We start from the raw sequence: 15,636 nt of genomic DNA on the forward strand, positions 1-15,636 counted from the left end.
TTAACGGTTGACGTTGCCCCTGAGCTGGGCCTCGAAACGGTCGGTATCTACCGCGGCCACCGACTGCAAGATGGTGCGGATAAACCAGATCGGGTAATTGGCGGCGTAGGTGTTGAAGCGCAGCACGTTGCCCACAGCCCACCCGGCCCCCCAGCCACGGCGGTCAAGCCTGAAATAGGGCTGGCCGTTGTTGGGGTTGATGGGGGCAAAGTCGGTATTCACGTCCCCCACCGCAATTTGGCCCACATGCTCGCCGACCAAAATAAACGTGGTGGTGGTCTGGAAGATGATGGCCCAGCGCTCTTGCAGGGTCGCCCGGTTGGTCACCACGATCGGGAAATCCGTGTCGTTGTATTCCGCCGTGCAGGGGTCGCCAATCAGAAAATCAGACCAGTTATTTGTCCAGGTGCGCTGGTCGAACAGCGCCCCATAGCGGGCCCACAGGTCACCGATAATGAGGGCGCTGGAGACCAGGGTATCCGCCGCCTCATAGTTGTGACTGAGGGGCCGAGCCAGGGTGATCCGGCCAGAAATCTCCACATCGGTGGCCAAGCTCATATCCTCGATCCGGTGAACCACGGTCAGCGGCTCCACATAGCCGGTCAGGTTCAGCGGGCTGGCTAAGGTCACCATCCCGCTGTTCATGTTGACGCTGTAGAGCTGCGGCGCCAGCTCCTTGCCGTTCTTGTCCTCCACCCGGCAATAGGCCAGCCGTTCGCGCCCGGTGTTGAGCTGCTGCCCGGCCTGTACCCCCATGGGGAAGGCGCTGCGCTTGGTGGAATGCACCACCACGATGTAACCCTTGCGAATGAAGGGCACCCGGCCATCGGATGGCAGGCGCACCGGATCCAGCTTGATCAGATCCGCATCGAGCGGCAGATAGCTATAGACCACCGCATTAAACCGGATGGTGTCAGCCACCACCGACAAGGGGCGCCAGATCTTGCCATCGACCACCCTATCCGGGTCAAACCAGGGTTTACTCTCGTTGCCCGCTGCCGTCACCAAGCGGCCAAAGCGCACCGAGACCACCCCGGTCTGATAGTCCACCTTGCCGGTTACATCCTGGCTGGTGATGGTGCCATCGCCGTTGGCGGTCACCTCAAACCGGCGCCCGTCTGCGGTGTTGCCACTCAGGTAGAGGCTGGATGGCGCAATGGGAGCCCCCGGCGTCCTGAATGTCACCTCGTCCACCGTCTGGGCCACCATGCTGGTGACCAGCGAACTCAGGGCAGGTACGGGCGCCGCACCAGGGTTCCAGACCGTGACGGTGGCCTTGCCGGTGGCGTAATCCAGCGTCCCGGCCTGCTCACCGGCCCCGGTTGCTGGGTCGATGTTGCGATAGAGGATACCTTGCCTGTCCACATAGACCGACCCACCCAGCGCAAAGCGCACTGAGTTGGCCAGGATCGCCTCGCCATTGCGCGGGGTGATATCCAGCACCAGCGGGGTAGCCTTCACGGTATCTTGGCCCGCTTGGCTTGCATTGTTGCTGCGGTACTCCACCTCGACCCAACCACTGTCGTCCACCGGGAACAGGTAAGCGGCCTGCACGTAGTAGATCTCCACCAGTGTCCAGCGCTGGCGGGCAATGGTGTTACCGTGGCCATCGCCATAGGTGCCGATGGTGCGCCACTCATAGCGGGTTTTTGGAATGCCGCCCTGGCCATCCGGCTTGATGGTGATCTGGCCGGTGGTGTAGTTGACGCTGCCCCGTTCCACCCCTGCCGCATCCAGCAGCTTGCCCGCGCCGTTGTCGCGCACACTGATGATCGGGTCACGGGTAGCGATCACCAGTTCGGTGTCGTCCTTCACATCCTCATAAAGGGCATTCCAGCGCAGCGAGACCATCCTGGGGGTCAGGTTCTGCTTGGTCAGCTGCAGGGTGATCGTCCCGTCCGGGTTACGGGCCGGGTAGTCAAAGCGTTGGGTGTCCGGCTCGCCGTACTGGTAAACAACCTGGTACTCCTGACCGCCATCTGGCAGGGTTGCCACCCGCAGGGCCAGATCGCCGGTCACATAGTTGATGGTGCCGGTGGCATCCCCGGTCAGCTGGCCCGCCCCGTTGTCGATGGCGGTTTTGGTCGCGCCACCGGCTTGCCAGGTCAGGGTCAGGCTGTTGGGGGTGATCCCCTCATGGGCCAGCTTATGGGTCAGCTGCACCGGATCCAGTACCATACTGGCGCGGTTGAGGTAAGAGACCTTGGTACCCCAGCTGAACATGATCGCGCTGTTCACATCCGGCAGCGCCCCCAGGGTCAACACCACAGAGCCGGTGGTGAAGTTGAGCAGGCCAGAGCCATAGGATTTGTCCTGGCCAAACAGCTCCCCGCGCCCGTTGTCTTTGAGGTCGTACCATTTGCCCTGGGCCAGATAGCTGACGGTCAACGAACCGGGGCAAGGGGTGGGCAGCAGGGTCGCGGTGTAGGCATAGCCCCGGTTGTTGGCGGCGATCTGGATCTGGGCCGTGTCAGCGATGCGCGATGGCATCACTGCCGGGCGAAAGCTCACGGTTTTGCTGGCCGCGCCATAGTTCGGGCACTGGCTGTTGAAGGTCAGCAGGCCGCGCCCGTAGTCGATAGCCCCCACCACGGTACCGACCAGGAACAGCTCGCCGCCCTTGTCGGTGATCACTGCCGCGCCGATGGTGACCGATACGCTGCCCGGCATGGCACCAATCCCCAGGAACAGCCCCTGACTGGGGCTGACCGGTGAGGTGGTGGTGAAGGTGTGGGGACTGCCAACCCCGGATTCCAGCAGAGCGCCCAGCTCACCGGCAGCGGTCAGATCCACCACCGGGGTTTCACTGCGGGCACTGGGTACCAGCTGGGTGAAAATGGTCTTGGCCTGCACCCGCATTGCCCCGAGCGCCGCATCCGCGACCAGCTTGGTGGTCGAAAAGTAGTTGGCGGCATCGGCCACCACGGTTTCCCGCAGGGTGGTCTTGGTGGTTGCCTGGTCATAGGGGCTGGGCTGCTCCCCTTCAAAGGTGTGACGCAGTGGGTCAGTGATCACGCAAGTGACCACGTTGCGGGTGAACTCGCCCTGGTAGCCTGCTACCCCGAACTTGCGCAGCTCGGCGGTTACCCGGTCAACCCGCACATACTGCTCAACCTCGTTCCCCTTCCCTTCGTTGCCGACCAGCACCAGCACCTCCCCGATCTCCGGCAACCGCACCTCAATGCGTTGCAGGATGCGGATCGCCCGCTGCCCTTCCAGCTGGGTATCGTAGAGCACCCCCTGCCACTTCGGGCCTCGGGCCTGATAGCGCTCCAGGGTGTTGCGGGCGTTATCGCGGGTGTCGTTGTGGTCTTTGGTGGTCATCAGCGTCAGGTTGACGCTGGGGTCACTGGGCGGCAGCAGCACCATGGCATTGGCGCCATAGTAGGTGTCGGTGTCGTCCGTCTGCACCGCCAGAAACGCCTTGCGCATATTCACGGTGCCATAGGCCCGATCCATGTCGCTTATGTCAGGGAACAGGCTGTTATGGTTGCCGCTGATGATCTCGCGGCCAGTGATGCGACCGCCGCCGTCATCGGTATCAACCAGGCGCTGGCTGGCCAACAACACGATATCGCCAGAGAGAATGGTCATGGGGTTACCTCTGTAAGATTCAGGGTCAAGACATAGGGGTCGCCCCCTTCCGGGTCGGCCATCTCCACCAGTGGCATGGCCACCACGCCAGGGCGGCGCCACACCACAGTGCGGGCCACGCCATCGAGCAGGGTCAACGTCATCAGCTGGGCCACCTGCACCTCCAGCGCCTTGAGCTCCTGCACCTTGGCGCGGGAGCAATGCCCGCTCAGAGTCAGCGGCCGCCCCTCGGGCTTGGCGGTCTCCTCCACCAACAGGGCGCCACTCAAGGTCGGGGTCACCACCTGCTCGACTGGCGCCCACTCGAACTCGTCGCGCCAGACCAGATCATCTGGCAGCAGCACGCTGTTTAAGGTCACGTTCATTGGCGAAGTCCTTGCTGTTTAAGAAGGGATATCAGGGCATTCGCATTGGCCTCATCGGCCTGCAGTTCGGCCGAGCCCCCTGCCCCTTTGAGCTCTATTGTGATCCGCTCGGACAAGGGCCTGCGTGTTCCTGGGGAGTTGGGGCCGGGGGGAGATGGCGCGACAGCCGAAGCCGGTGGCTGAGCTGCGGCCTGATTGGTTTTGGCACTCTCTTTGGCCAACGCTTTGTTGAGCTCCTCTTTGAGGCGGGCCTGCATCACCTCCATCTCCTTCTGGAACTTCTCGCCGTAATACTTGCTCCACTCGCTGTAGGCCGGAATGTCCTTGACCTTCTGGCTGTAGCGGGCCAGCTCCTCCTCCACTCCGGCCAGGGTATTGGCCAGCCCCTCGGCATTGCCACGCAGGCTGTTGATATCCACGCTCTTGTAGTAGAAGGAACCGGCATTCACGGTGCGAGTGATATCACCTCGACCACCGCCCCCGCCGCTACTGGCAAGGCTGGTCTGGGTCTGCTTGGCCTCATCCTGCACGCCGCGCAGATTAGCCCGCATCGCATCTGTGGCCCCTTTGGCCCGCGCTGCTGCTTCGTCAAAACCATCACCAATGGCAGCAACGGCCTGCTTGGTATCGCCACTCCCCCCTTTCACCTTGGCCATGGCATCGGCGGCGATGGCCATGGAGCGAGCCAGCGCATCCCCTGTGATTTTGCCCTGGGCGGCCAGTTGCGTCTGACGCTCGATCACCGCATCGATCTCGGCGGTGGTCTTGGCGCTGTTGTAGGCGGCGGCCAGCGCCTCCTCGATGGCGGCACTACTGGCCCCCGTGTGTGCCACCAATACATCCAGGGCGCCGATGGTCTTCTGAAATCCCGCACCGATACGGCCATTGGCCTGCTCAAAATCGAGGCCGAGCACCTTAAACGCCTCAGCCAGTTTGGCTGGGCCATCAGCTGCGGTTTGCTTTGCCACCGCATTGATCTCGGCCAGATAATCACGGGTACTCTTGGCCTCATCACCCAGCGCTTTAACGGCTGCAGCCCCTTGTCGCCAGCTTCCGGTGGCCTCGTCGTAATGCACCTTGCCCTCGGCGACCAGGCGATCAAGATCCGCCATGCTGGTGATGGCGAAACCAAGCTCGGCTGACAGGGCCGCAAACTGACCATTGAGGCGGGCCTGAGTCTCGGAGCGCAGCGCCTGAGCCTCCCGGAGCGCCAGCTCAGCCTGCACCAGTTGGCGCAAGGCAGAGGCGAACTGGGTGATCTGGATGATGGATTCGACCGTCACGGCAGCCAGCAACCCCTTGACGGCCAAGCCCAGGGCCCTAACACCTATCGAGGCAGCCGCCGCTGCAGTTCCAGCAGTGGTCATGCCGCCTGCCGCTGTCGCTGTCGCCACCGGCATGGCGATAAACTGGGCATAAAGACCGCGCAGCTCGCCGATCCAGCTGGCAATTTTTAATCCCCACCAAGCCTGGGCCAGCACGGTCAGCGCGGTGCGCCACTCATAGAGGGTCTGGATCAGCGACTTGAGGGTTTCCCCCATGGAGATAAAACCATCGGAGAGGCGCTGCGCCCACTCCTGCAGGCGACCATCATTGGCCATCCTGTCGAATTCAGCGTTAAGGTTGGCCAGCTGGTTTTTGAGCCAGGCCAGCGCCCCGCTCTCGGCCACCATCCGGTAAAACTTGGCGAGGTTGTCCTGGGCATTGGAGATAAGCCCGGAAAGCAGACTCATGTTGTCGGCAGCCGCCCCGCGCGATTGGGTGGCAATCTCATTCATCAGCGCAGAGATGGTCTCGCGGCCCAGCTTGCCTGCCTCAGAGAGCTTCTGCAGCTCGGCAGTATTCTTGCCAGTCACCTGCTCCAGCATCTGCCAGACAGGTACGCCCCGCTCAATCAGCTGCAGGATCTCCTCACCCTGCAGCTTCTGCTTGGCCCAAGCCTGGCCGAGCGCCAAGGAGATACCCTGCACCTCTTCAAAACCGCCGCCCAACTTGAACGCCTGATCGACAATGCCCTGCATGGCCCCCGCCATGGGGTCGATGCCGAACGCCTTGAGGCGCACGAACACCTGGGTGACTTCACTGAGCTGCAGGGGGGTATTCTTGGCAAAGTCCTGGATCCAGGCTGACGCCTCTTTGCCACCGGCAATCGACCCCATCACCGCCTTGAGCTGCACATCGAGGCGCTCGGCCTGATCGCCAGTCTGGAACATGGCCATCAGTTGGCTGGTGAGGGTCTGGATACCGAACCAAGTACCGGCCATGGCCACCAGGCGGCCGGTCAGACTGCCGATGGCCCCTTGAAAACCACCGGCATGCTGCCCACCCTGGCTAAGCTCGCGCCCCAGCCGTTCGGTCTGGGCAACACTCCTGGTCAGCTCACGCTGCAGGCGCTGCTGTTCCTGGGCAAGGTTCTTGGTGTCGAGCCCGGACTGCTTGAGCCCTGCGTGCAGGCGGGTATGACTGGCGGATTGAGCGACCAGCTGGCGCTCCAGCTGCTTGACCTCGGAAGTCAGCAACCGCTCTTGTTCGGCCAGCGCCTTGGCGTCACCGCTGCCTGCTTGCTGCTCGCGGCGCAACTGCTCCAGCTTGTCACGGCTGAGCACGGTCGCCAGTTCGAGCTGGGTCAGGGCGGCCTTTGAATCATTGAACTGCTGGATCAGCGCCTGCTGGCGGCTTAACGATTCGAGGGTTTCAGCCAGTTGCGCCGTTTCGGAGGCCGTCTCGTCCGAGATCGGGCCCAGCTCCTGCACCTCACCCGCCAACGCGGCCAAGTCTTCCCGGCCGGTGACTTTGGCCGCCAGCTCCAGGGCAAGTTTGAGGGTGGTGTTGGTGCTCATCAGATTTCCTGCGCTCATAAGGCTACTGGGCCGATTGCCATATGGTGCAGGATGGGCAGGGATGGGCGGGTTTATGGCGGATTAGTCATAAGCAAAGGCCCCGAGCGATCGGGGCCTTTGAGTCGGTTGAACAACAAGCAGGGGTTAAACGGTGACCGGTCGATCCACATAGAAGGGGGCAGTCTCGCCATCCACGGCCAGCAGCTCCCCCTCCAGCTCGATCTCGATGGGCTTGTCGCTCATAAAGTCCACCGCCTTCTTGGGGGACAAGCTGGCACGGGGCACTGTCAGTTTGATTGTTTCGCCACTGACGATACTGCGGCCATCAAGCAGCAGTCGCGCCTTGATCTCCGGCTGGATGTTGCCCGCGATGCGGGTACCAGTCACCGCGTTATAGGTACCGCTGACCGTCAAGCTGCCACCGTCCGCCACCGAGCCACCCTTGATCGCCCGTACCAGCCCGAGCGCATAGTTAACCTCGATATCGGTACCCACTACCAGCGCCGTGGCCCCTTCCTTGATGGCCAGACCGGTTGCGGCAATATTGCTCTTGCCCAGCTGGGCCCACTTTGGATAGGCGGGCAGGGTCACCGGCAGATCAGTCAGCGTCCCGGCCCCCTGATTAATGGGGCTCTCCAGACCCATAAAGGCGGCGGCCAGCAGCACGGGCGGGATCTCGGTGGTCTTGATGGTGACCATGGCAGGCTTGGGAATGTGGTAGTTCTCCCGCGCCTGACCGTATTGCCCCTTGCGCTTGCTGGGAATGGAGATCTTCTGGCTGTCGGGTTTCACTTCCAGGCTATCCACATCGATGGGGCCAATCACCCCGGCCGAGACCCCGTTGGTAAAGGTCTCGATAAAGAGATCCCCTTCCAGGTGCAGTGTTTCGCTCATCATCGCTCTCCTTTGAATTTCACTCGGGTAGTAAAGGCAAGCGGCAAATAAGCCGCACCGCCGCTGTAACTGGGTTTGACCGGTGGGGTTTCGCGGCGAAAGGTACTGTCACCACATGCTCGCCCACTGACGGCCTGCAGGATGCGGCCAAGCCACACTCCGGCACTGACCTCCCTGGGGCTGGCACGATGCACCAGCACCAGCAACCAGAGCTGATCAAAGCTGCTGGCCCGGCCTGACTGGGTGCCTTCGCTCTCACGTTCGCCCTGATAGACCACATGCACCGCCGGGCTGTGCTGGCCCAGATTGGCGATGGCCGCCACATCGGTGGCCACAAACACCTCCTTGAGCCCCTTGGTTTTCAGGGGGGTCAGCAGCTCACGCAGCCGCTCGCCCGCCTGCAGGTAGTCGAGTTCGGTACCAGACGGGTTGGCGGGTTGGCTCATAGAAAGCCCCCCTTATCCCGCCCGAACACCCGCCCATCCGACTGCAGTTGAGCCAGGTTCTGGCTCTCCAGGGTGGCGCCATCGGATGCCAACCCCAGCGCCAGCTCCCCCTTGCCAACCGATTTCAGAAAGGCCAGGGCGGCCTCATTGCGCTTGGCTATCTGCTCCGGTGCTTGTTCACCATAGAGACGGTGACGGGCGATATCGGCGCAGATAGGTACCAGGGCACTCGGGATATGGGCCAGCGGCAAGGGATAGCGACCCGCCAGATAGCCATCGATCAAGGCGCCTGCATCCTGCAGGGCGATGGTGATGGCCGCCTGATCCAGCTCACCGGTCGGCATCATGGCCAGGCGTAGCAACTCGGCCTCGCCAAAGCGGATTACCATGTCATTGACGCTGGCGTACATATCACTGCTCTCCGTTCTGGCCAGATGACTGCTCATCCTTGACCGGGTATTGCACTTCGGTCGCGGCGATCGCTGTCACCAGTTCGGCCTTCTTGAGCTTGGCCGCCTCCGGGATACCCATCTGCAGCGCCAGCTCGCGCAGCCCATCGACCTTCATCTCGGCCAGCGGCGTGACCTTGCCAGCCAAGGTGACAACCCCTGCCAGATAGCCCGAACCGGTCAGGACGCCCAGTGTTGCGTCCAGATCCCCAGGCGCCGATGGTGCATCACCTGCCTGAAGGCTGGCGTCTTCAGCCAACCGGACGACCACCAGACGCGGGTCGCTCTCCAGGGTCGCGCACTGCTCAGGCGACACAACCATCTCAGACTTGCCCGGTACAATCGGCAGGCCCGCGCGAAAATAGACCTGACGAACTGTTGACGTAATCCCCACTCGAATAGCCAGTTCCATCTCTTGTTCCATCTCATGTTTTCCTCGTCGTATCTGATAGAGAGGCTGTTTAAACCGGGGGTTAAACAGTGCCTGGCAGCTGTTTAACCCCGCTTTAAACAGGCATAACGCAGGGTTAGAGGTAGTCAGCCACCACCAGCTCCAACTTGCCTTTCAGCTCGTTGCTGCTGCTGTTCGACAGCTCTCGCTCCAGCATCTGGGTCGCCAGCTTCTCAAGGGAGGGCGGTACCACCAGCAGAGTGGCCTTCACCCCGAGCTTTCGGCCACCATCGGCTTGAAACTCCCGCATCTTGGAGAAAGAATCCCACAGGTTGTCGGGGGTCAACGCCCGCTTGTTGGCAAAGGCCAGTTGCCAGAAGCCAAAGCCTGCGGCATCGCGGCAATCGACCCCGTAACGGAACTCCTTGCGGGTGAATACCGACTCGTCATCGACCTTAGTCATGGCAATCAACTGCGGCGACTTGCGATCCTGGAAGATGACTGGCTTGAGAGCACGGCTGGTATCGAGCAGGAACCAGGGCTCCCCCTGATAACCGGCATCCACCACCACGTTGGCGCTCAGAACAGGGGTACCGGTGCCATCGGCCTTGGGATAGACAGGGTGATCGGTGTCGAAGAAATACTGGCCGTCATAGCAAGGCGTGGTGAAGCCAGCACCGAGCAGACCAAAGCAGAGCTCATCGGGGTGAATACCCGCCGAACGGCCCATCTCGGCAAACATCGGCGCGTAGATACCCAGCTCGTCATCTTCGATATCGTTGCGATCGACGCCGACGGTGGCCTCGAAGTCTTCGTTGACGATCTGGTAACCGTGCGCCTTCATCGACTCGATCACCCGATCACCGACCCACTTGCGCAGATTGGGGAACTTGCCCAACCAGCCATAGGTGTTGGACTTGGTGGTCGATTTGATCACGGTAGCGATCTTGGTGTACTGGGCAGGCGCTTCACCCTTGGCGTCTTCAAAGTTCTTCTTGAAGCCGGTGAAGAGGGCCTGCAACAGCGCGGGTGTAATCATGGCCATACGGGTGTTCCTTCTCTGGATAAATGGCGTGGTAGGGTCTGCGCTTAAGCCTGCTTGGCCTTGGCAAACTCTTCGTGGCTGATACCGAGCTGGTCGGCGGCATACTTGTCATCCGCCGAGAGCACCGCATCCCCCTTCTTCTCAGGCAGAGTCACCTGGGTGGTCTGGCTGGCGGCCAGGGCGGCAATCGCCGGACGGGGCTCCAGCAATGCCTTGAGGGCTGCCACCCCCTTCTGGGCGGCATAGGCGGTCAAATACTCCTCTTCTGCGGCCACCACCTTGCCCTGGGCACGGGCATCTTTGAGCAGGGTCGTGGCATCCGTGGTCTCGACCTTGGCGCTCAACGTGGCCACTTCAGTCACCAGGGCGTTATAGGTCGCCACCGGCACATACTTGGCCAGGTCAATCTGGCCGCCCTGTTGCACCGGCTGGGCCTTGAGGGCAGCCAAAGCGGCTTCTGCGCTGGCAGTTTTGCCTGCCGCGCTTTGCAGGGTGTCGAGGGCCGACAGGGCAGCCTGTCCCTGTTCGGCGGTGAGCTCGCAGCCCTCCTCCACCTGAATGCCCAGCTTGGCCAGCAGGGCGAGCATTGCCTCGTTCATGGGTCTCTCCTTGGGTACAGTGGCCAACTGGCCGGGTTGATTGGTCTTGAGGGGTAAGGCACTGAGAGCTGCCAGTGCCTGCATACCCACCACACCAGGATCATTGGTGATGGCGGTCATCCGCAGTTCCAGCGGGCGGCCCTGGGCGTCATAGGGAAAGACTGCAGAAAGGAATCGGTACTCTTTGGCAGCCACCAAGGCGGCAGCCCGCTCGGTCCAGCGAGGCTTGATAAAGAGGCCCTGCCCCTCGCGCCATTCAATTTCGTCAGCGTTGTACCAACCGGCCGCAGGTGCAGGCTGGCCATTCTGGTCAGTCTTGAGGGTCTGGTGGTCGTAGTCGATCAGGATGTCTTGTCCAAGCACTTTGGCACGGGCAATCAGGGCAGCCGCGATCTGCCCGTCCAGTTGCCAGTGGCCACTCGCCACATCGAATGGGCGACCATCACGGGCTTTGAACGGGCCGACCGGCAACAACTGGTACCAGCCATCGCCTTGAGGGGTTAAATGCGCATCGAGCACCGCCAGCCGCTCCCCGCTGACTGGGTTGGCATGGAGGATGGCCACGAGGGGCGTTGAGTATTGGGTCTTGGATATGTTCATGCCGCCATAGTGCGGCGGCATGAAAAGAGATGGGGTTTATGGTGGATTAGAGATATGACGGCGATTGCATTTACTTTCCCTCTGGCCGTCAGATGATTTCTCTCACAGCTCGGATACCCATTACAGCAATCACACAATCATCAGCGAAACATCATCTTTCTCAAGGTGTCATCTTTGAAATAGTAGTGATGCAGCAAAGCGGCCGCAGCATGCAAGCCCACCAGAGTAATGAACACATTGCCTATCGTCTGATGGAGATTGCCCAACTGATGCAACAAGGGTCCAGGTTTCCCCATCAGGGGAAGCTCGAACAAGATAGCGTCAAAGTAGGTCACCTTGCCGGAGAGCTTGAGCCAGCCCGCCACCGGCGTCAGCAACATAAACAGATAGAGCAGACCATGCCCTGCCTTGGCCGCCAGGGTGAGCCATGGGGTATGCGCCATCACCTCAGGCACCGGCATCAGGCGACGGACAAACAGACGGCATAGCACCAGGATGAACAACAGGCTGCCACTCAGCACATGAGTCTGGCCAACCAGGAAGTCCATGGTAGTGGCGCCCCGGGTCGGATCGCCGCTGGTGGCATAGGCCGTCAGCACCAAAACCACGGTCATCCAGTGAATGACGATCAGGGGGGATGGGTATTTGTTCATGATTGCTCCTTGATGGCACCGGCATGGGTAGTGAAATCCGTTCGAATACCTGTTGAGTGTAGTCAGACTCGATTAAGCGAAACTTAAGCCGCTGAGAAATAAACAAAGGGCCATCCGGCCCCTTGTGGACTCACTACGCTCACCACAGATGTAGCAGGTTGCGTCCCGCCAGTGCTCCCCATGCCACCAGATTCATCATCAGGGTGATGAAGACGGCGGCCGAACCGAGATCCTTGGCCCGTCCGGAGAGTTCATGGTGCTCGTGGCCAATGCGATCCACCACGGCCTCGATGGCCGAATTTAGGATCTCGACCACCACCACGAGCCAGGCCAGCACAAGCAGCAACAGGGTCTGTGGCAGATCCTTGCCCACCACAAACGCCAGCGGCGTCAGCAAGAGGATCAGCAGCAATTCTTGACGAAATGCGGCCTCATGCCGCCAGGCCGAGTTCAGCCCTTTCATGCTGTAGCCGGTGGCATGGATCACCCGGATCAAACCGGTAGCACCTGGTTTGGCCATACAAGGCCCCTCCTATATCTGAATTATTGTGTTGTCCGGCACGGCTGGAACATGTCCAGCTCCGGATTGTAAACCTGACTGTTCACCCCCCAGAGTCCCAGCACGGACGAGAACAGGTTGTCGTGGGAATAGCTTTTGGCGGCGGCACTGTCACGCAAACACGCCATGTTCATGCCTTTCTCGACGATATAACCCGGCGACATCCAGACCTGGAATGGCACTTTGGTTTGCTCATCCGGGGCAAACTTGTAGGGGGTACCGTGCAGATAAAGCCCCAGTTCCCCCAGGGACTCCCCATGGTCGGAGAGATAAATGAGGGCGGTGTTGTAGTTCCCTTCATACTGCTTGAGCCGCTCGATCATCTTGGCAACCACGTTGTCGGTATAACGGATCGTGTTGTCATAGGTATTCATCAGCTCCTCGCTGGTGCAGTTCTCGATATCGCTGCGCGGACAGTCCGGTTGGAAGTGGCGATGCTCATCGGGATAGCGTTTGTAGTAGGTCGGGCCATGACTGCCGATCAGATGGAAGGCCACCAGCTTGTCCCCTTTCATATTGGCGATTTCGTGCTGCAGGTTTTCCAGCATGACCTCGTCAAAGCAGGTCTCCTTGTCACACAGGGCCGGGAAGTCCGCAGGCTTGATCTCGATGGTCGGAACCCGGTCACACACTCCCTTGCACCCTCCATCGTTCTCCTTCCACAGCACGCTGACCTGGGTGCGTTGCAACACATCCAACAAGCCTTCGCTATTGCGAGCCTTGTTGCTGTCAAATCCAGCACGCCCCATGTTCGAGAACATGCAGGGCACCGAGACTGCCGTCGCCGTACCACAGGAGCGCACATCCTTGAACGACACCACATTTTCCTGTTTCGAGGTAAACGGATTCGTCTCTTTGGCATACCCGTTCATGGAGAGGTTTTCACCACGGGCCGTCTCTCCCACAACCAGGAACATCAGGGTGGGCTTCTCCTTGCCGGGCTCGCGCGTGGCATCTTCGCCAATCTTTTGAAACGGCATGGGTGCCTGCAGATAGCGTTTATAGACATATCTGGCGGTGGCATAGACATAATTGGCCGGTACCACCTCCTTGTTCAGCGTCGTGTTGTTGCGCCCGACCGACGCATAGTCCTGGTAGTAGAGCGCCAGCACCACGCCGACCACCGCCAGGGAGGCCAGCATGGACGCACCTCTGGCCAACAGGCCACGATACCAGCGCTGGGGATACTCGATCTTGACAAAGAAGAGCAGCACGGCGGGCAACACACCGATGAGCGCGACCCACAAGATGACAGAGAGGTTGAGGTAGGCTCCCGCCTCGCCACTGTTAGTTTCGAGCACATTTTGCACCATGTCCCGGTCAAAAATGACCCGGTACTTCAGCATGGCATAGCTGACTATCGAACCTGCGATGAACAGGAAGGCGAAAAAGGGCTTCACAAAATAGCGAATGGAAAAGGGCATCAGCACGAAGTTCAGTGCCGCAATCAATACGATGGGGATGGAAATAGCGAAACCAATCTTGAAATGTTCGAGCCCGAGCAGAATATCGGCAAAATGTAATAAAATCGGCCAGTTTTGTAATAAGGAAAAACCAAATGCCACCAATAACACAAAGGGTACTACTTTTATTTTCATTTTTGGGGTGTCCATTTACCCGTTAAAAACCATGATGTTACGGCCCCGTTAACAACAAAAACAATAGCTAGAAACAAAAATGTCATTTATAACAGCAAGCGTTGTCATACAGAGGCAACGACACATGTTATTGGCGCATTCTTAAGGAAAACTTAAGAACAATGTTCGACGGAAGTGAGTAGTGGTGACAGTGTTTCAGGCCAAAATGAGGAGCACGGCGCCCTCTCTACCGTGTTGGCAACTGAGAGAGGGACAAGCGCGGGTGACAACTGTAACGGCAACACTGTTTAAACGTGTTTAATGGCCTCATGAAGGCGCATGCTCTATTTCGGACAAGCATCCGTCCAGATTAATCCCAGAATAGCGCCAAGAGAGTTACAGCCCTTCGGAGGCCAGATAGCTCTCCAACGTCTCCAACACGCTCTGTTTATCCTCTTCTGACAGCCCCATATAGGGACGCTCGGGCAGGTGAATCTCCTCACGGCCGAACTGGTGGGCGGCACCATATCCCATGGGGGTACCAAAGTAGAGAGTCTGGGGTTCGGCCTGATAGTTGAGGGTATCGCGCAGATCGTCGTTCAGACGCAGCACCTCATCGGCATGACGCGGCTTGCGGGCACGGTACTTCTCCGAGAGCGGGGCCCAGGGCTCCCCTTCCGGACTCTCTTGCACATCCCAGCGATCCCGGTGCGACAGCTGCAGCCCCTCGCCAATATCGGCCAGCGGCTCACTGAGATCACCGGTTTGCTGGTAGAGCTTGGCCAGCAGTTCGTGGGCATCAGCCACCCCATGGTGGCTGATGGCGATAAAGCTGCCCGCCATCAGATCTCATCCTCAAAGGTGGTCATATAATGCAAGGCCTCCTCATCAGCGACTGCCATGGCGGCCTCCCAGAGATCCCCCATCAGGTCAGCTTCCTCATCACGGGCTTGCTCACACAAGGCATCCAGCGCCTTGGCTTGCGCCAGGGTAAAGGGGCCATCCTGTGCCAGCAGGGCGCTGGCTTGTTCCAGCAAGGTCATCTTCTCGCTCCTTTATATTTTGATCTCCGGGGCCACTAGCGGCCGCCTTTGGTAGTGGCTGCCGTTGCTTTGGCCAGCATGGCTTCCACCCCCTTGGCCAGTTCGGGAAAGTACTCCAGCATGGATTCCCTCGCCAGCACCCAGGCGGCAAACGCCTCGGCAGCCATCTCTTTGCCATTGGTTCCGGCATATTCGGTAATCAGACCGATACCGGTGAGATTGAGCTCCCCGGCCCAGAAGTGAACCTGATGGCCGAGTTCATGCAACCAGGTCGAGATCCGCTGGGCCGACTCCCCCAGTTTATCGCCTACATTGGCCGACACACTCCAATGACGGCGCAAGGCTGCACCACTGGCGCCTCTTGGCAGCAATTGGCGCGGGCCGCGATTAGCGTAGGCATCAGCCAACACGTCGGCAGCCGCCGCTTGCACTGCCTGCATATCCACCGTCTTTAAAGTATCGCCCCCCTTTACCTTGATAACCAGATGATCCCAGCTGGTTGCGGTAAAGCCGTTAACCCTGCTGGCCCGGCGCGAATAGTAAAAGGAGCGCACCAGATAGGGATCTTTGCCCAAGTAATC

General features: G+C 60.1%; 14 protein-coding genes. All 14 read right to left on the minus strand.

What is annotated here, in order from left to right; all coding sequences use genetic code 11:
- The 14 genes from C2U30_RS06765 to C2U30_RS06830 all read right to left on the minus strand — a co-directional run bounded on the left by C2U30_RS06765 (position 1) and on the right by C2U30_RS06830 (position 15,055).
- Positions 1-3,594: a curculin (mannose-binding) lectin protein gene (locus C2U30_RS06765; protein ID WP_103243471.1), complete on the minus strand. Its 3,594-nt coding sequence runs from the start codon at positions 3,592-3,594 to the stop codon at positions 1-3.
- Positions 3,591-3,959, minus strand: coding sequence for a hypothetical protein (locus C2U30_RS06770; RefSeq protein WP_103243472.1), 369 nt, complete (start codon positions 3,957-3,959; stop codon positions 3,591-3,593). Before C2U30_RS06770 ends, C2U30_RS06765 begins: the two co-directional genes overlap by 4 nt.
- Positions 3,956-6,799 (minus strand): tape measure protein, encoded by a 2,844-nt coding sequence (locus C2U30_RS06775; protein ID WP_103243473.1) that lies wholly within the window; start codon positions 6,797-6,799, stop codon positions 3,956-3,958. Before C2U30_RS06775 ends, C2U30_RS06770 begins: the two co-directional genes overlap by 4 nt.
- Positions 6,800-6,943: 144 nt before the next feature.
- Positions 6,944-7,693, minus strand: coding sequence for a hypothetical protein (locus tag C2U30_RS06780; RefSeq protein WP_103243474.1), 750 nt, complete (start codon positions 7,691-7,693; stop codon positions 6,944-6,946).
- Positions 7,693-8,139 (minus strand): phage tail terminator protein, encoded by a 447-nt coding sequence (locus C2U30_RS06785; RefSeq protein ID WP_103243475.1) that lies wholly within the window; start codon positions 8,137-8,139, stop codon positions 7,693-7,695. Before C2U30_RS06785 ends, C2U30_RS06780 begins: the two co-directional genes overlap by 1 nt.
- A complete protein-coding gene (locus tag C2U30_RS06790) occupies positions 8,136-8,549 on the minus strand; it encodes a gp436 family protein (RefSeq protein ID WP_103243476.1) in 414 nt (137 codons plus the stop codon). Before C2U30_RS06790 ends, C2U30_RS06785 begins: the two co-directional genes overlap by 4 nt.
- Before the next feature lies 1 nt (position 8,550).
- A complete protein-coding gene (locus C2U30_RS06795) occupies positions 8,551-9,012 on the minus strand; it encodes a Rho termination factor N-terminal domain-containing protein (protein WP_103243477.1) in 462 nt (153 codons plus the stop codon).
- Positions 9,013-9,115: 103 nt separating this feature from the next.
- Positions 9,116-10,024, minus strand: coding sequence for a Mu-like prophage major head subunit gpT family protein (locus C2U30_RS06800; protein ID WP_103243478.1), 909 nt, complete (start codon positions 10,022-10,024; stop codon positions 9,116-9,118).
- 44 nt (positions 10,025-10,068) lie between these two features.
- On the minus strand, positions 10,069-11,244 hold the full coding sequence (locus C2U30_RS06805) for a phage protease (RefSeq protein ID WP_103243479.1): 1,176 nt from the start codon (positions 11,242-11,244) through the stop codon (positions 10,069-10,071).
- A 119-nt stretch (positions 11,245-11,363) separates the two neighbouring features.
- Positions 11,364-11,876: a cytochrome b gene (locus C2U30_RS06810; RefSeq protein ID WP_103243480.1), complete on the minus strand. Its 513-nt coding sequence runs from the start codon at positions 11,874-11,876 to the stop codon at positions 11,364-11,366.
- Positions 11,877-12,015: 139 nt separating this feature from the next.
- Entirely contained in the window at positions 12,016-12,396 is a 381-nt protein-coding gene (locus C2U30_RS06815) for a diacylglycerol kinase (protein WP_103243481.1), read from the minus strand.
- Between the two features lie 23 nt (positions 12,397-12,419).
- Positions 12,420-14,048, minus strand: a complete 1,629-nt coding sequence (locus C2U30_RS06820; protein ID WP_103243482.1) for a phosphoethanolamine transferase — start codon at positions 14,046-14,048, stop codon at positions 12,420-12,422.
- 360 nt (positions 14,049-14,408) lie between these two features.
- A complete protein-coding gene (locus tag C2U30_RS06825) occupies positions 14,409-14,855 on the minus strand; it encodes a phage virion morphogenesis protein (RefSeq protein WP_103243483.1) in 447 nt (148 codons plus the stop codon).
- A complete protein-coding gene (locus tag C2U30_RS06830) occupies positions 14,855-15,055 on the minus strand; it encodes a hypothetical protein (protein ID WP_103243484.1) in 201 nt (66 codons plus the stop codon). The genes C2U30_RS06825 and C2U30_RS06830 overlap by 1 nt, the downstream gene beginning before the upstream one ends.
- Positions 15,056-15,636 lie beyond the last annotated feature (581 nt).

The organism is Aeromonas sp. ASNIH5, assembly GCF_002902865.1.
Taxonomy (GTDB): domain Bacteria; phylum Pseudomonadota; class Gammaproteobacteria; order Enterobacterales; family Aeromonadaceae; genus Aeromonas; species Aeromonas caviae.